Genomic DNA, 22,582 nt, shown 5'->3' with positions numbered 1-22,582 from the left:
GATTGCTACTTGGTTACCTTGTGTTTTGTGTTGAGCCAGGGGCGCCGCCGTCCAACGTGGTGACGCCTCGCAGCCGCAGCGCATAACCATTGGGGTAACGCAGGTCCACCGCCTGCAATTCACCCGGGTAGCGCTGGGTCAGTTGATTGAGCGTGCCGGTGAAGCGGCGTGTGCGTTCGATAAGGTTGTCCGGCGTGCCGCGCCCCAGCTCCATCCGGGCGCCGTTGTCGAGATGGGCACTCCAGTTGCCGCGTTCGTTGAGTTCGAGCCGCTCCAGGCTCAGTTCCATGCGGGCAAGTTCATTGTTGAGCTTCTGGTAAAGCCCCCACACCAGGGCCGCCTGAGGCAGAGGCCCGGCAAGCTCGGGCAGGTTGTCGCTGTCGTCCGGACTGGCTTCGAACACCTCGCCGTGCAGATTGACCAGTTGACCCGAGCCGGCTTGGCCCCACCAGGCAACGGCTTGGTGTTCTTCCAGAGTGACACGAAGGCGGTTGGGGAATTCACGCTGAACGATCGCCGTTCGCACCCATGGCACCGATTCGAACAACTGGCGCACCTGCTGCAGGTCCACCGTGAGGAAACTGGTGTTCACCCGCGACCGCAGGGCGTTGGTCAACTGCGCCTTCAGCGACACGGCGTTCTGGTGCGCCACATCTCCGTGCACCGAAATGCCCTGAATCGTCCAGCCAGGGTGACGAACGACCCAGTTGCCCACCATGACCAGGCACAGGACAGCAAACACCACCGCCATGGCGCGGGTGGCCATTTGCATGAGTTTGATGTCGAGTGGCAGGTCGGTTTTCACTCAGGTCTCCTGGGTGGGCGCCGGGTTGTCGAGTGCGGCGTTGGCCAGCACCGACACGCACAGGTCTTCGTAGGACATGCCGGTGGCACGGGCCGACATGGGCACCAGGGAATGGCCCGTCATGCCCGGCGAGGTGTTGATTTCAAGCAGATAGGGTTTGCGCGTGGCCGCATCGATCATCACGTCGGCACGTGCCCAGCCACGGCAGTCCAGCGCGAGGTAGGCCTTGAGCACCAGCGCCTGAATCGCGGCTTCTTCGGCCTCGGGCAGACCACTGGGCACCAGGTACTGGGTGTCGTCGGTGAAGTACTTGTTCTGGTAGTCGTAGTTGCCTTCTGGCGCCACGATGCGGATCACGGGCAGGGCCCTGGCCTGCGCGCCGGTACCCAGCACCGGGCAGGTGACCTCGTCCCCAGCCACGAACTGTTCGCACATCACATGGGGGTCCTGCTTCGCAGCCAGCGCGTAAGCGGCAGCACATTGGGCCGCATCGGTGACCTTGGTCAGGCCCAGCGTGGAGCCCTCGCGCACCGGCTTGACGATCATGGGCGAACCCAGCGCTTTGAACGCCGCTTCGGCTTCTGCGGCACTGTGCACCTGGCGCCAGACCGGGGTGGGCAGGCCTTCGGCCAGCCAGATGCGCTTGGTCATGAGCTTGTCCATGGCCACGGCGGACGCCATCACACCCGGGCCGGTGTAGGGAATGCCCAGCAATTCGAGTGCGCCCTGCACCGTGCCGTCTTCGCCCAGTCGCCCATGCAACGCAATGAAACAGCGCGCAAAACCTTCGCGACGCAGGTCGTCCATCGCTCGCTCGGCCGGATCGAAGCCGTGTGCGTCCACGCCCTTGGACTGCAGCGCAGCCAGCACGCCCGTACCCGACATCAACGACACCTCGCGCTCGGCCGAGCGGCCACCCATCAACACGGCCACCTTGCCCAATGACTTCGGGTCTATCGACATGTTTTCCTTTGTGCTCATGTGCTTTGCTCCCCGGCCAGTTCGATCACCCGACCCGCCACCGTCCCCACCGTGCCCGCACCCATGCACAGGACCACATCGCCATCGCGTGCGTTGTCGAGCACTGCCTGGGGCATGGCGGCGATGTCGTCCACAAACACCGGCTCCAGCTTGCCGGCCACGCGCAGGGCGCGAGCCAGTGAGCGGCCATCTGCGGCCACGATGGGCGCTTCGCCTGCGGCGTACACCTCGGCCAGCAGCACCGCATCGGCCTGGTTGATCACCTTCACAAAATCTTCGAAGCAGTCGCGGGTGCGGGTGTAGCGGTGTGGCTGAAAGGCCAGCACCAGGCGACGACCCGGGTAAGCACCTCGCGCCGCTGCGAGCGTGGCGGCCATCTCCACCGGGTGATGCCCGTAGTCGTCGACCACGGTGCAACTGCCACCGAAAGGCAACACCGCCTCGCCGTGGCGCTGGAAGCGGCGACCCACACCCTTGAATTCCGCCAGCGCCTTCAGCATGGCGGCATCTTCCACGCCAAGCTCCACGGCAATGCCGATGGCCGCCAGCGCATTGAGCACGTTGTGGTCACCGGGGAGGTTGAGCACCACATCGAGGTCCGGCAACTCCACACCGTTGCGGCGTTGAACCGTGAAATGCATCTGGGTGCCGACCGCGCGCACATTGAGGGCCCTCACCTGGGCATCCTCGGAAAATCCGTAGCTGGTGATGGGGCGCGCAATCTGGGGCAGCAGTTCGCGGATGGTGGGGTCGTCCACGCACACCACGGCGGCGCCGTAAAACGGCATGCGGTGCAGGAACTCCACAAACGCGGCCTTCAGCCGACCAAAATCATGGCCGTAGGTGTCCATGTGGTCGGCGTCGATGTTGGTGACCACCGAAATCACGGGCAACAGGTTGAGGAACGATGCGTCCGACTCGTCGGCCTCGACCACGATGTACTCGCCTGAACCCAGCTGCGCGTTGGCACCTGCGCTGTTGAGGCGGCCACCGATCACGAAGGTTGGGTCCATGTTGGCGGCGGCCAGCACGCTGGCCACCAGGCTGGTGGTGGTGGTCTTGCCATGCGTGCCCGCAATGGCCACGCCCTTTTTCATGCGCATGAGTTCGGCCAGCATGACAGCACGCGGCACCACCGGCACCAGCTTGGCGTGCGCGGCCACCACTTCGGGGTTGTCTTCTTTCACCGCCGTGGAAGTCACGATGGCGTCTGCGCCTTCGATGTGTGCCGCCTCATGGCCTATGAACACCTGGGCGCCCAGCGCCACCAGCCGACGCGTGACCGTGCTCTCGCCCAGATCGCTGCCTGAGATCTGGTAACCCTGGTTCAGCAGCACCTCGGCAATGCCGCTCATGCCGGCACCGCCGATGCCGACAAAGTGGATATGGCGAATGGCATGTTTCATGTTTTTTGCCCTTTCACCAAGGACTCACAGGCGGCCACCACGGCCGCCACTGCATCGGTCTTTTCCATCTGTTTCGCTTTGTTGGCCATCTCCATCAACTGCGACCGTGTCGCGGTCTGAAGGGTCTGGGCCAGAGATTGAGGCGTGAACTGAGGTTGCGGCACCAGCCATGCGGCGCCTGCATCCACAAGGAACCTGGCGTTGGTGGTCTGGTGGTCGTCCACCGCTGCGGGAAAGGGCACAAAGAGGGCCGCGGCGCCGACCGCAGCGATTTCTGTCACGGTGCTGGCGCCGGCCCGACAGACCACCAGGTCGGCGTCGGCAATGGCTTGTGCGGTGTCGTCGATGAAGGGCGTGAGTTCGGCCAGAACGCCTGCAGCAATGTAGTTCGCGCGCAGTTCGTCAATCTGCTTTTCGCCGCTTTGGTGAAGCACTTGCGGGCGTTTGCTGAGGGGCAGCAAAGCCAAGGCCTTGGGCACGGTGTCGTTGAGCGCTTTGGCACCTAGGCTGCCACCCACGACCAGCAGGCGCAGCGGGCCGCTGCGCTCCCCGAATCGCTGAGCCGGTGCAGGCTGTTGCAGAAACGGCGTGCGCAGCGGATTGCCCACCCACTGTGCCTTGGTGAGCACGCCCGGAAAGGCGGTGAAGATGCGGTCGGCCACGGAGGCGAGCACCTTGTTGGCCATGCCGGCCACAGAGTTTTGTTCGTGCAGCACCAGCGGCTTGCCGGCCAGCACGGCCATCATGCCCCCAGGGAAGCTGATGTAGCCACCCAGGCCCAGCACCACGTCGGGCTTGACCCGCCGCACCACCGCCAGCGCTTGCCAGAAGGCACGCAGCAATCGCAGGGGCAGCAGCGCGAGCGTGATCACGCCCTTGCCCCGCACACCGCCGAAGTCGATGGTCTCCACAGGGAATCCGCGCGGCGGCACGAGGCGGCTTTCCATGCTCCCGGGCGATCCGAGCCAATGCACGCGCCAGCCCTTCTCGCGCAGGGCTTCTGCCACCGCCAGACCGGGAAAGATGTGCCCGCCGGTACCACCAGCCATGACCAGAGCGCAAGGTTGGCCACTCATGTCCTGCCTCCCCGCATCATCTGGCGGTTCTCGTAGTCAACCCGCAGCACGATGGCAATGGCCACAAGGTTCATCAGTACAGCCGATCCGCCGTAGCTCATCAGCGGCAGCGTCAGGCCCTTGGTCGGCAAGGCGCCCAGGTTCACGCCGATGTTGATGAAGGCCTGGAAGCCGATCCACAGGCCCACGCCTTGTGCGACCAACCCTGCGAAGACCTGATCGAGCGCGATCGCCTGGCGGCCGATGTGCATGATCCGGCGGGTGAGCCACATGAACAGGCCGATCACGATCAGCACGCCCAGCAAGCCGAATTCTTCGCCGAGCACCGCCAGGAGAAAGTCGGTGTGCGCTTCGGGCAGCCAGTGCAGCTTCTCCACGCTGCCACCGAGGCCGACACCGAAAATTTCTCCCCGGCCGAATGCGATCAGGGAATGCGACAACTGGTAGCCCTTGCTCAGCGCGTGCTCAACGCTCCACGGGTCGAGGTAGGCAAAGATGCGCTCACGCCGCCAGTCGCTCATCATGACCATCAGCGCAAACGCCCCCACCACCACCAGCGCGATCAGGAAGAACATGCGCGCGTTCACGCCCCCCAGGAACAGGATGCCCATGGCGATGACCACGATCACCATGAAGGCGCCCATGTCCGGTTCGGCCAACAGCAGCATGCCCACCACCGCCACCGCCACCGCCATGGGCGCAACGGCACGGAAGAACCGCTCTTTCACCTCCATGCGCCGCACCATGTAGTCGGCGGCATACAGCAGCACCGCCAGCTTGGCCAACTCGGAGGGCTGAAAGTTCATGATGCCCACCGAAATCCAGCGGCGTGCCCCATTGACCCCTTTGCCAACGAATGGGAACAGCACCAGCACGAGCAACACCAGCGCAAACGCGAACAGCCAAGGTGCCGCACGCTCCCATGTCTTCATGGGGAACTGGAAGGCCATGATGGCGGCCACCACGCCGATCATCATGAACAGGCCGTGCCTGGCCACAAAGTGGGTGTGGGTGTAGTTGGAAAAGCGGGGGTTGTCCGGCAGCGCGATCGATGCCGAATACACCATGACCAGGCCCCAGGCCAGCAGGCTCACCACCACCCACAGCAGTGGCTGATCAAAACCCAGTTCGCGGACCGCCAGGTTGCGCGAGCCCGAGTAGGTGCGGTTGGACAGACGCACCGGGATGCCATCGGTCGATCCGCCGCCCGCCAACGCTCCGGCCAGGTCGCGACCCAGCAGACGACCCAGCAGGGAAGGCTTTTCGATTGGCTTGGCGGTAGAGCGCTTGCGTGAGGTGGCCATCAGGGGTTGCCCTCCAGGCTCACACCTTGTTCATGGGCAAGGTCGGTCACGGCGTCCACGAACACGCGGGCCCGGTGGATGTAGTTGTCGAACATGTCCAGGCTGGCACAGGCTGGCGACATCAGCACCGCATCCCCTGGGCGGGCATGCGCCGCAGCCAGGCGAACCGCTTCGGGCAGCGTGGAGGCGTCCAGCACAGGCAACTGGGCCTGTGCCATGGCGTCGCCCATCTGCGCACGGATCAGGGGTGCATCGCGCCCGATCAGCACCACCGCACGGGCATGGCGGGCCAGGGGTGCGGCCAGCGGTGCAAAGTTCTGACCCTTGCCATCGCCGCCCAGGATCACCACCAGGGTTCTTTCTGCGCCCAGCCCCACCACCGCAGCGAGGGTGGCACCTACGTTGGTGCCTTTGCTGTCGTCGAAGTACTCGATGTCATGGATGATGGCCACCGCCTCCACCCGGTGGGGTTCGCCCCGGTACTCACGCAGGCCGTGCAACATGGGCCCCAGGGCTGCACCTGCGGAGGTGGCGAGGGCCAGGGCGGCCAGGGCATTGGATGCGTTGTGTCTGCCCCGGATGCGCAGCGCTTCCACGGGCATCAGCCGCTGGAAGTAGATCTCTTCGGCTTCGTCTGCCGCGCGGCCGCGTTTGCGTGTTTCATCCAGGGCGAGCGCACGCACCAGCCACTCCATGCCGTTGACCGATTCAATGCCCCAATCCATCGGTCGCGTGGGGGCGTCTGTGCCAAAGGTGGCAAACGGACGCGCTGGCTGCTGGCGGTTGCGTCCGCCCACCTTCACGGTCACAAGGCCCGGCTGCATGGCCATGACCTGCGCGTCGTTCCGGTTGAGCAGCATGAGGGCATGGGTGCCGAACACGTTGGCCTTGGCCTGCCCATAGGCGGCTTGTGAGCCGTGCCAGTCGAGGTGGTCTTCGCTCAGATTGAGCACCGTGCCCGCGGTGGGCACGCTGTCCCACGCGCCGCCGGACACGCCGTCCAGTTGGAAGCTGGAGAGTTCGATCACCCAGACAGCTGGCAGGTGTTTCGGTTGCTCGGGTTCGATCGGCGGCGGTTCCAGCTGGGTCGGTCCATCGTCTTCTTCGTCGGGCTCGTCGGATGGCGCGTCTTCGCTGGCTTCGGCGTTTTCGTCCTCAGCTTGCTCGGGCAACCCATCCGTCTGCAACTCAGCGTCCGGTGCATCGGGCGTTTGTACCGACGAGGCTTGATCCCCTTGCGCCTCTTCGGCCGCGCTGGCGTCTTCTTCGGCCTGCGCCACCGCTTCCTTGTCGATGGCCGTAGACAGCACGTCCAGCAGGCTGGGCCCGATGTTGCCGGCGGTGGCCACCTGCACGCCCGCGCGTTGCAACAACAGGCTGGTCAGCGCCGTCACAGTGGTTTTGCCGTTGGTGCCGGTGATGGCCAGCACCTTGGGGCGGTAGGGCAGGCGCTCCCGTTGGGACAAGGCTTGCAGCGCCTGAGCAAACAGATCGAGTTCGCCCACCACGGGCACGCCTCGGGTTTCGGCCCACTCGCGCACCGTCTGCAACTGACCGGGCGCCAGGCCCGGGCTGCGCGCCACCAGGGTCCATTCGCCACGGGCCAGCAGGCTCTCATCCAGCGCACCCCATACGAAGTTTGCTTGCGGGCATTCGCTGGTCAAGATTTCAAGCTGAGGCGGTTGCTCACGGGTGTCGGCCACCGTCACGCGCGCACCCTGGCGCAGGCACCAGCGCGCCATCGCCAGGCCGGAAAGGCCCAGGCCCAGGACGAGCACGTGTTGGTCTTGAAGGTGGTTCATCGCAACTTCAGGGTGGACAGACCCACCAGACACAGGAGCATGGTGATGATCCAGAAACGAACGACGACCTGCGTCTCCTTCCAGCCCTTTTTCTCGAAGTGGTGGTGCAGCGGCGCCATCTGGAACAGACGGCGGCCCTGTCCAAAGCGGCGTTTGGTGTACTTGAAGTACGACACCTGCAACATGACCGAAAGCGCTTCCACCACGAAGATGCCGCCCATGATGGCCAGCACGATTTCCTGGCGCACGATGACCGCGATCGTGCCCAGCGCGCCGCCCAGTGCCAGGGCACCCACGTCGCCCATGAACACCTGGGCCGGATGTGTGTTGAACCAGAGGAAGGCCAGGCCGGCGCCGGCCATGGCAGCACAGAAGATCAGCAACTCGCCTGCGCCCGGAATGTGTGGCACCAGCAGGTAGCGCGAGAACACGGCATTGCCGGTCACGTAGGCGAAGATGCCGAGCGCCGAGCCCACCATGACCACTGGCATGATGGCCAGGCCGTCCAGGCCATCGGTGAGGTTGACCGCGTTGCTGGAGCCCACGATCACGAGGTAGGTCATGACCACGAAACCGAACACGCCCAGCGGGTAGCTGATTTCCTTGAAGAACGGCACCAGCAAACCGGCCTGGGGCGGCAGGTCCACCGTGAAGCCCGAGGCCACCCAGTTGTAGGCAAGCTGCAGCACCCGCAGGTTGTTCGTCTCCGACACGCTGAACACCAGGTAGAACGCCGCCACCAGCCCGATCACCGACTGCCAGAAATACTTCTCACGCGACCGCATGCCTTCCGGGTCCTTGCGCACCACCTTGCGCCAGTCGTCCACCCAGCCAATGGCGCCAAAACCAAGGGTGACCACCAGCACGATCCAGACGAACCGGTTCGACAGGTCAAACCAGAGCAAGGTCGACAAGGCAATGGAGAAAAGAATGAGGACGCCGCCCATGGTGGGTGTGCCGCCTTTGCTGAGGTGGGTCTGCATCGCGTATTCGCGAATCGGTTGCCCGATCTTCAGCGCGGCGAGGCGTCGAATCACAAACGGCCCGGCCACCAGACCCACCAGCAACGCCGTCATGGCCGCCATCACGGCGCGGAAGGTCAGGTACTGGAACACGCGCAAGAACCCGAATTCCGGCGAGAGGGTCTGAAGCCATGTGGACAGACTAAGCAGCATGGGGGTTGTCCTTGTTGTTGTGTTGCGCTTTCTCGTCCATCGCTGCCAGGGCATGGACCACCCGCTCCATGCCCATGAACCTGGAACCCTTGACCAGTACGCTGCGCAGCCCCGGTGAGCCGGCACCCGGATTCACCAACTCGACCACGTGCGCCGCCAGTTGAGCCACATCCGGCCAAAGTGTGGGAGCCGATTCGCCCGCAGCGTTCAAGGCGGCCGCAGCCTGCGCCATCCATTCACCCACCACGTGCACCTTGTCCACACCGCGCGAGGCGGCGTAGCGCAGCACTTCGGTATGGAATGCCAGCCCCTGGTCGCCCACTTCGCCCATGTCGCCCAGCACCAGCAGACGCGGGCCAGGCAGTTCTGCCAGCACATCCACCGCCGCGCGCATGGAATCCGGGTTGGCGTTGTAGGTGTCGTCGATCAGCGTGACTGCGCCGGCAGGCAATTGCAGTGACAGCGCGCGCGAGCGGCCGCCCACGGGCTCGAAGACGCTCAAGCCTTTGGCGATGGTGGGCAGGTCCACCCCGGCGGCGAAGGCGCAGGCTGCCGCGGCCAGGGCATTGCGTACGTTGTGCCGCCCGGCAATGCGCAAGCTGCACGACGCCACGCTGCCATCAATCGCGATCGAAAGCTGCCAGGCGCCCTCTTCCCACACCACGCTCTGAACTTGCACGTCAGCCGCTGCATCGTTGTCGCTGAAAGTGAGGGTGCGCCTTGCACCAGCCAGACCACGCCACAGCGGCGTGAACGCATCGTCGGACGGAAAGACCGCCACCCCGCTGGCAGGCAGTGAGGACAACACGCTGCCGTTCTCCCGGGCCACGGCTTCCACGCTGGACATGAACTCCAGATGCTCACGCTGCGCGTTGTTGACCAGGGCCACGGTGGGTTGTGCGATGGCGGCGAGTTCGGCGATTTCCCCGGGATGGTTCATGCCCAGCTCGACAACCGACAAACGGTGACCTGCATGGAGTCGCAGCAGCGTGAGCGGTACGCCGATGTCGTTGTTGAAGTTGCCCTGCGTGGCGTGTGCCGCATCGCCTGCTGCCGCTCGCAGGATGGCCGCGATCATCTGCGTGACGGTGGTCTTGCCGTTGCTGCCTGTCACGGCGATCAGGGGCAAGGGGAACTGGGCGCGCCACAGTCGCGCCAGCTCACCCAGCGCGCGTCGCGTGTCGGGCACTTCCACACCGGGCAGGCCGGCGCTGGCAAGCCCTTGATGCGCCAGCGCCGCCACCGCGCCGGCGGCCTTGGCCTGGGGGAGAAAATCGTGCGCATCGAAACGCTCGCCCTTGAGCGCCACGAACAGGTCGCCGGCGCGCAGACTGCGCGTGTCCGAGTGCACGCGAGCGATGGGCACATCGACAAGGCCCACGGCACGTGCATCGGAGAGCTGCGTCAGGAGCTGTGCCACCGTCTTCATGCCTGGCTCCCTTCGATGCAGCGGAGCCGATCGTTCAGCGCCAGCCGTGCGTGGCTCACATCGGAAAACGGGCGCTTGACACCTTGCACATCCTGGTAGTCCTCATGACCCTTGCCCGCCACCAGCACCACGTCCTGGGGCCGAGCTTGAGCGACGGCGTGGGCAATGGCCTGGGAGCGATCGACCAGCAGCGAAGCGTCTTGTGGACGGGAGAGCCCTGCGGCCATGTCGCGCAGAATGCGTTCAGGGTTTTCGCTGCGCGGGTTGTCGCTGGTCAGCACCGCGTGCTGCGCCTCGCGCTCTGCCACCGCAGCCATCAGCGGACGCTTGCTGCGGTCGCGGTCGCCACCACAGCCGATCACCACCCAGAGCGCACCGTTCCGCTGCTGCACCACCGGCTGGAGCGCCTGCAGGGCCTTTTCAAGTGCATCGGGTGTGTGGGCATAGTCCACCAGCACCCAGGGAAGCAGCGAAGCGTCACCGTCTGGTGCCACGGGTTGCATGCGCCCAGGCACCGGGGAAAGAACCGCGCAGGCAGCGACAGCACGGGCCAAAGGCACACCCAGCGCCCGGGCCGAAGCGAGCACACCCAGCAGGTTGCTCACGTTGTATTCACCCACCACTGGCAGACTGAGCTGGTGCGCAGCGATTTCGTTGCCAGACACATCCCTTTCCACCACTTCCCACTGCATTCCATGGCGGGTATGCACCAGGTCTCTGGCAAACAGTCTGGCCGTGTCGGCAACAGGCCCGGAGCCGACGGCGATCGTCCACAAATCGAGAGAGCGCTGACCCAGCGTGACGGCCAATTCGCTGCCACGCACATCGTCCAGGTTCACGACAGCGGCCGCCAGACCGGGCCAGTCAAACAGCATGGCCTTGGCCGCCCAGTAAGAAGGCATATCGCCATGAAAGTCGAGATGGTCCTGGGTGAAGTTCGTGAACACCGCCACCTTGATCTGCGTGCCGTTGAGCCGCCCTTCGACCAGGCCGATGGACGAGGCTTCGATGGCGCAGGCCTTCACGCCTTCGCTGACAAACTCGCGCAGCTGTTGCTGCAGGCGCATCGGATCGGGCGTGGTCAAGCCGGTGGACACCAGAGCGGCCGAACCAGCGTCATCGACAGTGGTGGGTACGCGGCCCATGCCCAGGGTGCCGACCATGGCGCAATCATGTCCGCATGCGCTGAGCAACTGCGCCATCCACCACGCGGACGATGTTTTGCCGTTGGTGCCGGTGATCGCGATCACGTCGAGTTGCGCACTGGGCATCTGGCAGAACGCACTCGCAATGGGGCCTGCCAGCGCCTTGAGGCCGGCCACCGCGGCGATCGGCGCCTGATCGTCGAGATCAAAGGCGGCCACGCCGTCGCGCTCCACCACAACGGCCGACGCTCCCGCATCGAGCGCGGCGCGAACAAACTGCCGGCCATCCTGCGCGGCCCCAGGCCAGGCAACGAATCCATCACCCGGCCGGATCTGGCGGCTGTCGCAAGACAGCGCACCCTGCACACGATCGTGCAACCATTGCGTCACGAACTGGGGTGTGTCGAAGCTTTGCATCAGAACGACTCCTCCACCACTTCGGCCACGATCTGGGGTTTCACATCCATGTCGGGCTGCACGCCCAGAATGCGCAAGGTGTGTTGCACCGTTTCGCTGAACACGGGCGCCGCCACGACACCGCCGTAGTAGTGGCCATTGCGGGGTTCATCGATCATCACCGCCACCACGATGCGGGGCGCCTCAACCGGCGCCAGTCCCACGAAGAAGCTGCGGTACTTCTTGTCGGCGTAGCCCTTGCCCTCCTGCTTGCGCGCGGTACCGGTTTTCCCTCCCACCGAATAGCCCATGGTCTGCGCCCGGGTCGAAGTCCCCCCGGGTTGGGCAGACAAGGCCAGCATAGAACGCACCGCTCCTGCGCTTTTCTTGCTGAACACGCGAATGCCGGCCGTCGGCTCGTCGGTTTTGACCAAGGTCACCGGGATGAGTTCGCCATCGCGCGCGAAGATCGTGTAAGCCTGCGCCAGTTGGAACAGGGAGGCCGATACCCCGTAGCCGTAGCTCATGGTGGCCTGTTCGATGGGGCGCCAGGTCTTGTAGGGGCGCAGACGGCCGGTCACCGCACCCGGAAACGGCAGCTGCGGCTTCTGCCCGAAGCCGGCCTGCGCATAGGCCTCCCACATGTCACGCGGCGACATCTGCATCGCCATCTTGACCGTGCCCACGTTGCTGGACTTCTGAATCACCTGACTGACCGTCAGCACGCCGTTGTCCTTGTTGTCCCGAATCGTGGCGCCGCCGATCTGCATGCGGCCCGGCGCCGTCTGAATCGGCGTGCCGGGTCCAACCAGGCCTTTTTCCATCGCGAGCGCGGCGATGAAGGGCTTCATCGTGGAACCGGGTTCAAAACTGTCGGTCAGCACCCGGTTACGCAACTGCTCACCACTGAGGTTGATCCGGCGATTGGGGTTGAAGCTCGGGTAGTTGGCCAGTGCCAGCACCTCTCCGGTCTGCGTGTCGAGCACCACCACACTGCCGGCCCGCGCCTTGTTCGCCTGCACCGCTTCGCGCAGCTTCTGGTAGGCAAAGAACTGGATCTTGCTGTCAATGGAGAGCTGCAGGTCGGGCCCGTCCACAGGCGGCACCACGTCCCGCACATCTTCCACCACCCGGCCCAGACGGTCCTTGATCACCCGGCGCGAGCCTGCCCGACCAGACAGTTGCTGGTTGAACGCCAGCTCCACGCCTTCTTGCCCACGGTCTTCCACATTGGTGAACCCCACCACATGCGCTGCCGCTTCGCCTTCCGGATACTGGCGCTTGTATTCGCGACGCTGGTAGATCCCCTTGATGCCCAGGGCGGCGATTTCCCTGGCGATCGGATCGTCCACCTGGCGCTTGACCCAGACAAAGGTCTTGTCTTCACTGGCCAGGCGTTTGCGCACCTCTGCCAGCGGCATGTCCAGCAGCTTGGCCAAATCCCGAATCTTCGGGTCGCTCTTGTCCACGTCTTCCGGAATGGCCCAGATACTTTGCGCCACCACGCTGGAGGCGAGGATGAGGCCATTGCGATCCAGCACCCTGCCACGGTTCGCGGGCAATTCCAGCGTGCGGGCGTAGCGCACCTCGCCCTGGCGCTGAAAGAAGTCGTTGCCAAAGACCTGCACATAGGCGGCGCGGGCACCCAGGCCCACGAACGCAACCGCCAGGCCGGCGACGATGAATTTGCTGCGCCAGACCGGCGTCTTGCTCGCCAGCAGCGGACTCGCGCTGTAGTTGATGCTGCGACTCATGGCCGCGCCCCCTGAACGCCAGGATCCGGCGTTGCCAGCGTCTCAGGCACCACGACGTACTGCGTGATGCCGGGCGTCACCGGTCGCATCTGAAGCTGGCGGGTGGCCAGTTGCTGCACACGTGCCGAGGTGGCCTGGGCGCGCCGCTGCACGACGAGCTGCTCGTATTCCACGTTGAGCTGGCGGGATTGCGAGTGAGCGCGGTCCAGCGCTGTGTACAGGCGACGAGACTCGTATTGGGTGTGCACGAGGTAAAACGCACTGACCAACACCGCCGCCAACAGAACGAGATTCAACCGGATCATGCCGGTGCCTCTGTGCGTTCGGCCACGCGCATGACCGCGCTGCGGGAGCGCGCGTTGCCCTGCACCTCGGCCTCGCTGGGTTTGACGCGTCGGACATGGCGCAGCGCCATGGGTGCAGGCTCTGCAAACGGCACGCGCCGGTCCACCACGGCACGCGAGTGGCGCGCCATGAACTGTTTGACCATGCGGTCTTCCAGCGAATGGAAGCTGATCACGACCAATTGTCCTCCGGGACGAAGCACTTGCAGACTGGCCTCTAGCGCTTGTTGCAGCTCTTCAAGCTCGGCGTTGATGAAAATCCGAAAAGCCTGAAATGTGCGCGTTGCAGGGTCCTTGCCCGGCTCGCGGGTTTTGACCGCGCCAGCCACGACTTCGGCCAGCTCGAGGGTGGTTCGAAAAGGGCCCCGTTCCTGTCGGCGACGATCAATCGCCTTTGCAATCGGTTGAGCAAACCGTTCTTCGCCATATTCACGGATGACCTCCGACAGGGTTGAAATTTCGGCCGTTTCGAGCCACTGCGCCACGCTCTGACCACGCGTGGTGTCCATGCGCATGTCCAGCGGACCATCGCGACGAAAAGAAAAACCCCTCTCGGGGTCGTCGATCTGAGGAGAGCTCACACCCAGGTCCAGCAACACCCCGTCCGCACTCGCATGCCCCAGTTCGCCCAGGTGGCAGAAACCCTGATGCCGGATGGCAAAGCGGCCATCGCTGGCCGCCAGTTGGTGTGCATCTGCCACCGCCTGCGGGTCCTTGTCGAAAGCCGTGAGTCGCCCCTGGGCAGAGAGGTTTTGCAGGATCAGGCGCGAATGCCCCCCGCGCCCGTAGGTCGCGTCGACATAGTGTCCGTCGGGGTTGATCGCAAGCGCTTCCACAGCTTCGTTCAACAGGACGGTTTGATGATTCCATGCGTCTTGCACCATGACCTTCAAAAAGAAAAGTCCTTCAAGACATCCGGCATCTCGGCCTTCATGGCCTCGGCTTCCTTCTCCGCGTAAGTAGCGGCATCCCACAATTCCAGAAACGAACCCATGCCCAGAAGAAGTGCGTCCTTGGTGATGCCGGCCGCCTGGCGCAGTTCGGGCGAAATCAGTATCCGCCCCGCCCCGTCCATCTCCAGATCCATCGCATTGCCCAGAAACAGGCGTTTCATCCATTGCGCACTCATGGGCATCGACGCAAATTGGCTACGGAACTCCTCCCAAGCTGGCTGGGGGAAAATCATCAAACAGCCATGAGGGTGCTTGGTGACAGTCAGGGGGCTGCCATCCACGCTCAAAGCCGCACGATGCCGCGTGGGCACGGAGAGCCGGCCCTTGGCATCGAGACTGAGAGAGGAAGCACCCTGGAACACTGAAATCAATCCTTGAATGACACTTTTCACCACTTAATTGCACTTTTTCCCACTTTATCAGGATTTCTCCGCCACGCAATGGTCGGCGCTCCATATTTTTGTAATGAAATCAACCACTTAGAGGCGAAACCAGAAGCTATCGCGCTCAAAAATGCAGCAAAAGCAAGCACTTACAACCGTCTCTGCATGTGTTGCCTCAGAAATCCCCCCCGCTGACAAATTTGTAAAGACAAGTCATCAAGCGGCTGGGCTGCACGAGGGCCGCTGATCCCCTCGGGCAAAAAAAAACCGCACCATCCATCAGATGGGGCGGTTTGGGCAAAGAGGGTGAACGTTCAGAGGATGTAGCGCGACAGGTCCTCGTTGCGGCTCAGTTCGCCCAGTCGGCCGTCCACGTAGGCTGCATCAACTGTAATGGTCTGCCCCTGCAAACGGGCCGCATCAAAGCTGACTTCGTCCAGCAAATGCTCCATCACCGTGGACAGGCGGCGCGCACCAATGTTCTCGGTGCGCTCGTTCACATCACAGGCAATCTGGGCCAGGCGCCGAATTCCCTCGGCATCAAATTCCAGCGTCACCCCTTCGGTGGACAGCAAGGCCTGGTACTGGCGCACCAGCGAAGCGTGGGTCTGTGTGAGGATGGCTTCAAAGTCATCGACAGACAGCGACTGAAGCTCCACCCGAATCGGAAAGCGCCCCTGCAACTCCGGTATCAGGTCGCTGGGCTTGGACAGGTGGAAGGCGCCGCTGGCAATGAACAGGATGTGATCGGTCTTGACCATGCCGTATTTGGTGGTCACGGTCGTGCCCTCGACCAAGGGCAGCAGGTCACGCTGCACACCCTGGCGTGACACATCGGCCCCGCCTGCGTCACTGCGCGAAGCCACCTTGTCGATCTCATCAATGAAGACGATGCCGTTTTGCTCTGCGTTGTGCAGGGCGCGGGTCTTGATCTCTTCCTCGTTGACCAGCTTGCCCGCTTCTTCCTCGATCAGCAGCTTCATGGCCTCAGCGATCTTGAGCTTGCGCACCTGGCGCTTGCCCGCACCGATCTGGCTGAACATGCCCCGCAACTGCTCGGCCATTTCTTCCATGCCCGACGGCCCCATGATTTCCATGGTCGGGCGCGCTTCGGCCAGGTCGATTTCAATTTCCCGATCGTCAAGCGATCCTTCCCGCAGCTTCTTGCGAAACGTCTGGCGCGCGGTGCTTTCCGGTGTGGGAGCAATGGCGCCCGCATTCTCTGCAGCGCTGCCACGCGGTGGCGGAATCAGCGCATCCAGGATGCGCTCTTCCGCCGCGTCTTCTGCGCGGGAACGCAGCTTTTTCATTTCCTGTTCGCGCGTCTGCTTGACCGCGATTTCAGCCAGATCGCGGATGATGGCGTCCACGTCCTTGCCCACATAGCCCACTTCGGTGAATTTGGTGGCTTCCACCTTGATGAAAGGCGCATCGGCCAGACGGGCGAGTCGGCGGGCGATCTCGGTCTTGCCCACGCCCGTGGGGCCGATCATGAGAATGTTCTTGGGCGTGATCTCAGCCCGCAGCTTTTCGTCCACCTGCTGACGGCGCCAACGGTTGCGCAAGGCGATGGCGACCGCTCGCTTGGCTGCCTTTTGACCAATGATGAAACGGTCCAGTTCGGAGACGATCTCCTGAGGCGTCATGGAGGACATGGGAGTAGGTAGGAGTGAAAGAGGCCGCAGCGCGGCGTCAATGAAGGGGATCGAAACGGGATCCGGTGGGCTGGCTCCGGGCGCCCAGGCGACGCACAGGCAGACAACACCTCACAGAGTTTCGACGGTGTGATTCATGTTGGTGTAGATGCACAGCTCGCCAGCGATGCCGAGTGACTTCCGCACGACATCTTCAGCACTGAGCTCGGTGTGGTCAATCAGGGCCTTGGCGGCCGCCTGCGCATAGGCACCGCCCGAACCAATCGCCACGATGCCGTGTTCGGGTTCGAGCACATCCCCGTTGCCAGTGATGATCAGCGAGGCCGTCTTGTCGGCCACGGCCAGCATGGCTTCGAGTCGCCGCAACACCCGATCGGTGCGCCAGTCGCGCGTGAGCTCGATGGCCGCACGCACCAGGTGCCCTTGATGCTTTTCCAGTTTGGCCTCAAATCGTTCAAAAAGCGTGAACGCATCGGCCGTGGCCCCTGCAAAACCGGCAAGCACCTGGTCGCGGTACAACTTGCGAACTTTGCGCGCCGTGCCCTTGACCACGATGTGCCCGAGAGTGACCTGCCCGTCGCCGCCGATGGCGACCTGCACCCCGTCAGGGGTCTGTCGGCGGACGCAAACAATGGTGGTTCCGTGAAATGATTCCATAGCGGTAAGAAGTGGGGGTGATCGGATGGATCTCAAGCTCGGAAGAGGATCAGGGCCAGTCGTCAAGAGCACCGCAGAAACGATCTTCGACATGCTCGGGCCAGGAACCTGCGCTACCCCCTTGGGGGTTGACACCGCAAGTGGCACGGGCGATCAGTCGTTGCGAAGAACCACTTTGGCGTACTCGGTGATACCGATCACGTGGAAAAAAGCCGAAACCAGACGGTGCGCGTCGACGAACTGCACCGCTCTCCCCTCGGCATGGTGACCCGACACCCAGTTCAACAGGGTACCGGCGGCGGAGAAATCCACCCGGATGAGATTCCGGCAGGAAATGATCATCACATCGGCCCCTTTCAGGCGCCGTTCCAGTGCTTCGAGCGTGGCTTGCGGATCGCCCCGGATCTCGCCTGACAACTCCACCAGACCCAGCTGGTTGAATTCCGAGTTCTGGCTGTCCTGGACCGAATCTCCCGGATAACCAGAGGCCACCTGCTCCATCTGCACCTCTCCCAGCACCGATTGACCGCTCTCGTCGACTTTCTGGTTCACTGAGCGGTAGTGGCACCGGGGCTGCTCCCACCCAGGGGGAGAAACCTCGTAGGTCACGCAGAAGTCCAGTGCGGTGAGCTCGAATTCATCGGCCCGGTTCATGACACGCAACACCGCCAGGCGCAGCTCCCACCAGAGTTGCTCCACATCACGGCGGCCAGAGGGTGTCAGGTCCTTGAGCAGGTCGCGCAAATTCGAAGCGCCCAGGAAGCGCAACTCCACTTCCTGGTCACCCCAGAGCGTGAACACGCCGAGCAAGGCCTTTGCCGCTTTGACATCCATGGCTTCGATCTGTGACCAGTCCAGCACCCACGGTTGTTGCACCCGCAACAGCACATTCTGCAAGGTGCCCACCGCGTGTGCATCGACCTCGGCATCGCACACCCAGGCAGCCCGACCAGAATTCGCTGACGGTGTGTACTTCTTTCCCGACAGCTTGCTGACCATGTCGGGCATGTCAAACCACTGGGGTGCAGACCGGCTAAATCGATTGACGAAATCGACAGCCTGGCTCTCAAAAGGCGCCATCTGCCCTGTGGCCCGGTAGAGGTCGAAAAGCGCGAGCCAGTCTTCTTGTTGCTCGACCCGGGCACCGCCCTCACCCAGCACCTCCAGCAGCCCCTGCTCGGCCCCGGTGTCGTCCCCATTGGCAAAACGAATGGCGGCCTCTTCCACCTCGGGGTCCTGCACGATCTCCTGCACATCCAGCGCAAAAAAGTGTGACGCGGAAAATGCTTGACTGGCACCAGATCCGCTGTTCGATTTGGCAGGCGCCATCAATCCGGTTCTGGCAGACGAAGAAGATGGAGGTCCCAGCTTTTCCTGGGCCATGGGCTCACTGTCGCGGCTGTGTATTGCCGCCTCAGGTGGAGGCACGACCGGCGCGGCAGGCTGCTTCGCGGGCGGCGAACCAGCAACCACCGGATCCAGCCCTGCATTGCCTGTCGCCAGGTGCGCCGGTTCTGTTTCCTTGTATTGCTGGCGCTTGCGAAGGTCTTCAGGATCGGGTGCCGCCTTCGATGTGGGGTGGCCGGCCAGCTCCTGGCGCGCACTGCCGACGGCGTTACCGCCACTGCTGAGGCTGGAGGAGCCTGTGGCCGATGAATCGGGCCCCTTGGTCTTCCACCACTGCATCGACATCTGGGCTTCGATCTCATCGATCTTCTTCAAGGTCATGGCCCGATCGTCCGGCTTGGACGGCAGGCTGCTCTGGAAGAAGGAAGGACGAACGCCCGGTCCTTCGGCACCCGAAGCCTCACGGCTTCGAATCTTTCGCAGCATGTCGAATTCGCGCTTGCGCACGAAGTCGTTGCGGCGCTTGCGCTCGATCATTTCCTTGAGCGCGGCTTTGCTGTATTCACTTTCGCGATCGGCAGACCGCGTGTCCAGATCCGACCAGCTGGTGGTCGGATGCCGGACAAACTTCACCACCTTGGACAAAAAGCCGCCGTTGGAATCGTCCTTGGCCATGTCAGGTGAAAAAGGTTGAGCGGATGGAAGACGCGTGACGCGAATACAAAATCAGTCGCCAAACATCTTTTGCTTGAGCTCGCGTCGCTGCTGGGCTTCCAGCGAAAGGCTGGCGGTGGGACGCGCCATCAGACGGCCCACGCCGATGGCTTCGCCGGTTTCTTCACAGTAACCATAGTCGCCCGAGTCGATGCGGGCAATGGCCTGCTCGATTTTTTTCAGAAGCTTACGCTCGCGGTCACGCGTGCGCAATTCAAGCGCATGCTCTTCTTCGATCGTCGCCCGGTCCGCCGGGTCGGGCACAACCACAGTGTCTTCGCGCAAGTGCTCAGTGGTCTCACCGGCATTGGCCAGCATGTCTTCCTTGAGCTGGGTGAGCTTGAGGCGGAAGAACGCGAGCTGAACATCGTTCATGTACTCGCTGTCGGGCATGGCCTGCACGTCCTGGTCCGTCAACTTGTCGACAGACAGGTTTTTCCAGTTGTTGGCCCGCTTGGGGTCCTTCTGGATGGATGAGGGCACGGGAGGGGTCATTACGGCACGTTCGTTCATGGTGGAAAAGGTCGCCTTGGCGGCATCGGGAGCGTGGGTGGGGACCACCGCAGCCTGTGTCATCTGCTCCATCATCACCTTTTTGGCAGCGCGCTTGCCCAAGGGTCGGGGCGTGGGTTCGATCGGGGCAGGCGCAGCAGCGGCTTTGGCGGGCGCGGTTGCGCGTTTAGGGGTCGGTGATGGCACAGGTGGTTGGGTCGGTACGGAAGATTTTGAGGCCACCACGGGTGGGCTGGATGGCTTTTGAGGAACCGACTTCGAGGCACTGGAGGATTTGGGCGGCGCCTTGACCGCGGCCTTGCCTGATGCCTTGGCAGCGGACTTGGCAGACACTGCCTTGGCCGCTGATTTGGGGATCACTTTTGCCGCGGTCTTGACTGCTGTCTTGGCAGCGGCCTTGACCACGGTCTTGGCAGCTACCTTCTTGGCTGGCGATTCTTTTGCGCGCGCGCTCTTGCCGGTTGCCGCTGACGATGCCGGCAACTTGGCGGCCTTCGCTTTGGCGGGAGACGTCAGCTTGGCGCCCGTTTTGCCTGTGGACGAGGCTGCGGACGGACGACCCTTGGCCCCCGACGCGCTCGGCTGGGCGGTTTTGGCTGTCCTGGTGGCCGGGGCTTTCACAACGGGTCTCCTCTCAGATCCTGACGATGCTCGGTCTTCGGGCTGGTGGGATGCTGAGACCGGGGTCTTTCGCGCCACACCGCTGGCCGGACGGGCCGGCGATGACGTTGTTATACCTGCTTTGGAATGGCGCTTGCTCGTGGGCGCCACCCGACCAGGCTGGTCTGCAATCTTGGGGCGCGATTGTAACGAAGCCGCGTCTTGCGAGGGCGACGCGTTACCGGCAGGAAAACCCAATCGTTGGAGAAGCGAGACAAACAGCACGTTCAGCCCTGGTTCGTTCGGTGATTTCCAGCAGCCTGCGTGATGTCAGACCAGCGACTGATCAAGTCCCTGGACCAGAATGTCCTTGGGAAGATCCAGTCCAATGAACACCATCTTGCTGGTCCGGGGTTCGCCTTCGGCCCAAGCGGGTCCGAGATCGCTGCCCATCAGTTGATGCACGCCCTGGAAGATCACCTTGCGGTCGGTGCCTTCCATGTCCAGCACCCCCTTGTAGCGCAGCATGCGCGGGCCATATACCTGCACGATGGCGCCAAGGAAGTCTTCGAGCTTGGCCGGGTTGAACGGCCGGGTGGCCCGGTAGACAAAGCTCTTCACGTCGTCATCGTGGTGGTGGTGGTGCCCGTGTGAACCGTCGCCATGTTGGTGGGACGGGTGGTCACAGTGCTCACCATGGTCGTGGTCGTGGTCGTGGTCGTGGTCGTGGTGAGCATGGTCATGCTCCTCATCCGCCTTGAGGAGGAAGTCGGGATCGATGTCGAGCTTGGCGTTGAGGTTGAAGCCGCGCAGGTCGAACACATCCTTGATGGCCACTTCACCAAAATGCACCGGGTGCATGGGGGCGCGCGGATTCATGTGTTTGAGTCGGTGAATCAGGGCATCGACTTCGTCGGGCGCCACCAGATCCGCCTTGCTGATGAACACCTGGTCGGCGAAACCCACCTGGCGCCGGGCCTCCTGGCGGTCGTTCAGTTGCTGCGCCGCATGTTTGGCATCGACCAGGGTGATGATCGCATCGAGCAGGTACTGCTCGGCGACCTCGTCGTCCATGAAGAAAGTCTGGGCCACCGGGCCAGGATCGGCGAGTCCGGTGGTCTCGATCACCACGCGTTCGAAATCCAGCTCGCCCTTGCGTTTCTTCTGCGCCAGGTCCTGCAGCGTGGCACGCAGGTCGTCACGGATGGTGCAGCAGATGCAGCCATTGCTCATCTGGATGATGTTCTCCTGGGTGTCGGCCACCAGGATCTCGTTGTCGATGTTCTCTTCGCCGAACTCGTTCTCGATCACCGCGATTTTCTGGCCATGGGCCTCGCTGAGCACGCGCTTGAGCAGCGTGGTCTTTCCGGAACCCAGAAAGCCGGTGAGGATGGTCGCAGGAATCAGGGACATGGCAGGCGGCGTTCAGAGAGGCAAATAGGACAGTGCGCAGCCGGGGAGTGTATTCGACAAGCCCCGCCGCTGGAGGGCCCATTCGCATGGCCTCACGAAAGAAACGGACAGACCGATTTGACGGTGCTTGTCAGTGAACCCGGCGGCGGGGCGCGAGGCCAGCCCCAGAGGGCGCAGCGGGGTGCTCAGGGGCGCAAGTAGACAAAACCTTCACGCGCTTGCAACCTGGCCACTTCGGCCACGCCGGATGGAACGATCTTGGCCTCCATGGCCACTTTCGCTGGATCGATCTTGCGTGCCACGAGGGTGTTGTTGCACACAAGAAATTCGACTCCTTTGGCCGCGAGGTCACCGATGGCGCCGGCGAACGACTGGTCCATCTGGTTGGTGGCGCCATCGAGCAGGAAGTCGATGCCGAGACCGTGTGTCACCACCACGATCTTGGCTGTAGGGTCTGCCGCCAGATGGTTTCGAATGTTGTTGACTGCCCGGGAGGCCTGAGGAATGCCTTCACTCATGTGATAGACGACCTTGATGGCCTCCTGCGCCTGAGCCTGCGCCGAGGTGGCCAGCACCGCAACCACACAAAGGGATTTGAAGAACGCCAGCAGTTTGCACATGGGAAAGCTCCGAAAAATTGAAACGTAATAACTTGCTTATGAATGGATTATGGTCAGTCAGGCGTCACCGACCAGCGGGATTACCCCCGTCCTGGAACTCGGTTTCACAT

At 63.2% G+C, this 22,582-nt stretch carries 19 protein-coding genes; all 19 read right to left on the bottom strand.

Going from position 1 to position 22,582, the window contains the following annotated elements:
* Positions 1-13 precede the first annotated feature (13 nt).
* The 19 genes from J2W49_RS10710 to J2W49_RS10620 all read right to left on the bottom strand — a co-directional run bounded on the left by J2W49_RS10710 (position 14) and on the right by J2W49_RS10620 (position 22,472).
* On the bottom strand, positions 14-805 hold the full coding sequence (locus J2W49_RS10710; protein WP_310315499.1) for a cell division protein FtsQ/DivIB: 792 nt from the start codon (positions 803-805) through the stop codon (positions 14-16).
* Complete coding sequence (locus J2W49_RS10705) at positions 806-1,786, bottom strand: D-alanine--D-alanine ligase (protein WP_310315497.1); 981 nt, start codon at positions 1,784-1,786, stop codon at positions 806-808.
* On the bottom strand, positions 1,783-3,192 hold the full coding sequence (gene murC / locus J2W49_RS10700; RefSeq protein ID WP_310315495.1) for a UDP-N-acetylmuramate--L-alanine ligase: 1,410 nt from the start codon (positions 3,190-3,192) through the stop codon (positions 1,783-1,785). The genes J2W49_RS10705 and murC overlap by 4 nt, the downstream gene beginning before the upstream one ends.
* Positions 3,189-4,268: an undecaprenyldiphospho-muramoylpentapeptide beta-N-acetylglucosaminyltransferase gene (gene murG, locus J2W49_RS10695; RefSeq protein ID WP_310315493.1), complete on the bottom strand. Its 1,080-nt coding sequence runs from the start codon at positions 4,266-4,268 to the stop codon at positions 3,189-3,191. Before murG ends, murC begins: the two co-directional genes overlap by 4 nt.
* Positions 4,265-5,572: a putative lipid II flippase FtsW gene (gene ftsW, locus J2W49_RS10690; protein ID WP_310315491.1), complete on the bottom strand. Its 1,308-nt coding sequence runs from the start codon at positions 5,570-5,572 to the stop codon at positions 4,265-4,267. The genes murG and ftsW overlap by 4 nt, the downstream gene beginning before the upstream one ends.
* Entirely contained in the window at positions 5,572-7,374 is a 1,803-nt protein-coding gene (gene murD, locus J2W49_RS10685; RefSeq protein ID WP_310315488.1) for a UDP-N-acetylmuramoyl-L-alanine--D-glutamate ligase, read from the bottom strand. The genes ftsW and murD overlap by 1 nt, the downstream gene beginning before the upstream one ends.
* A complete protein-coding gene (gene mraY, locus J2W49_RS10680) occupies positions 7,371-8,549 on the bottom strand; it encodes a phospho-N-acetylmuramoyl-pentapeptide-transferase (protein WP_310315487.1) in 1,179 nt (392 codons plus the stop codon). Before mraY ends, murD begins: the two co-directional genes overlap by 4 nt.
* Complete coding sequence (locus tag J2W49_RS10675) at positions 8,539-9,978, bottom strand: UDP-N-acetylmuramoyl-tripeptide--D-alanyl-D-alanine ligase (RefSeq protein ID WP_310315484.1); 1,440 nt, start codon at positions 9,976-9,978, stop codon at positions 8,539-8,541. The genes mraY and J2W49_RS10675 overlap by 11 nt, the downstream gene beginning before the upstream one ends.
* A complete protein-coding gene (locus tag J2W49_RS10670) occupies positions 9,975-11,540 on the bottom strand; it encodes a UDP-N-acetylmuramoyl-L-alanyl-D-glutamate--2,6-diaminopimelate ligase (RefSeq protein WP_310315482.1) in 1,566 nt (521 codons plus the stop codon). Before J2W49_RS10670 ends, J2W49_RS10675 begins: the two co-directional genes overlap by 4 nt.
* Positions 11,540-13,273 carry a peptidoglycan D,D-transpeptidase FtsI family protein gene (locus J2W49_RS10665; RefSeq protein ID WP_310315480.1) on the bottom strand — a complete coding sequence of 578 codons (1,734 nt, stop codon included), beginning with the start codon at positions 13,271-13,273 and terminating at the stop codon, positions 11,540-11,542. Before J2W49_RS10665 ends, J2W49_RS10670 begins: the two co-directional genes overlap by 1 nt.
* On the bottom strand, positions 13,270-13,578 hold the full coding sequence (gene ftsL, locus J2W49_RS10660) for a cell division protein FtsL (protein WP_310315479.1): 309 nt from the start codon (positions 13,576-13,578) through the stop codon (positions 13,270-13,272). The genes J2W49_RS10665 and ftsL overlap by 4 nt, the downstream gene beginning before the upstream one ends.
* Positions 13,575-14,501: a 16S rRNA (cytosine(1402)-N(4))-methyltransferase RsmH gene (gene rsmH, locus J2W49_RS10655; protein ID WP_310316297.1), complete on the bottom strand. Its 927-nt coding sequence runs from the start codon at positions 14,499-14,501 to the stop codon at positions 13,575-13,577. The genes ftsL and rsmH overlap by 4 nt, the downstream gene beginning before the upstream one ends.
* Before the next feature lie 5 nt (positions 14,502-14,506).
* A complete protein-coding gene (mraZ, locus tag J2W49_RS10650; RefSeq protein WP_310316294.1) occupies positions 14,507-14,932 on the bottom strand; it encodes a division/cell wall cluster transcriptional repressor MraZ in 426 nt (141 codons plus the stop codon).
* A 335-nt stretch (positions 14,933-15,267) separates the two neighbouring features.
* Positions 15,268-16,608 (bottom strand): ATP-dependent protease ATPase subunit HslU, encoded by a 1,341-nt coding sequence (gene hslU / locus J2W49_RS10645; RefSeq protein ID WP_310315478.1) that lies wholly within the window; start codon positions 16,606-16,608, stop codon positions 15,268-15,270.
* 111 nt (positions 16,609-16,719) lie between these two features.
* A complete protein-coding gene (gene hslV / locus J2W49_RS10640; protein WP_310315476.1) occupies positions 16,720-17,265 on the bottom strand; it encodes an ATP-dependent protease subunit HslV in 546 nt (181 codons plus the stop codon).
* 153 nt (positions 17,266-17,418) lie between these two features.
* Positions 17,419-19,287 carry an STAS domain-containing protein gene (locus J2W49_RS10635; RefSeq protein WP_310315474.1) on the bottom strand — a complete coding sequence of 623 codons (1,869 nt, stop codon included), beginning with the start codon at positions 19,285-19,287 and terminating at the stop codon, positions 17,419-17,421.
* A gap of 51 nt (positions 19,288-19,338) precedes the next feature.
* The gene (gene dksA, locus J2W49_RS10630) at positions 19,339-20,460 is read right to left on the bottom strand and encodes an RNA polymerase-binding protein DksA (RefSeq protein WP_310315473.1); all 1,122 of its coding nucleotides are present in this window, start codon (positions 20,458-20,460) and stop codon (positions 19,339-19,341) included.
* Positions 20,461-20,769: 309 nt separating this feature from the next.
* A complete protein-coding gene (locus J2W49_RS10625) occupies positions 20,770-21,852 on the bottom strand; it encodes a CobW family GTP-binding protein (protein WP_310315471.1) in 1,083 nt (360 codons plus the stop codon).
* Between the two features lie 185 nt (positions 21,853-22,037).
* Positions 22,038-22,472 carry a DsrE family protein gene (locus J2W49_RS10620; RefSeq protein WP_310315469.1) on the bottom strand — a complete coding sequence of 145 codons (435 nt, stop codon included), beginning with the start codon at positions 22,470-22,472 and terminating at the stop codon, positions 22,038-22,040.
* Between the last annotated feature and the right edge of the window lie 110 nt (positions 22,473-22,582).

The organism is Hydrogenophaga palleronii (genome assembly GCF_031457455.1).
In the GTDB taxonomy this organism is placed as follows: Bacteria; Pseudomonadota; Gammaproteobacteria; order Burkholderiales; family Burkholderiaceae_C; genus Hydrogenophaga; species Hydrogenophaga palleronii_A.
This window is presented reverse-complemented; position numbering and strand designations above follow the sequence as displayed.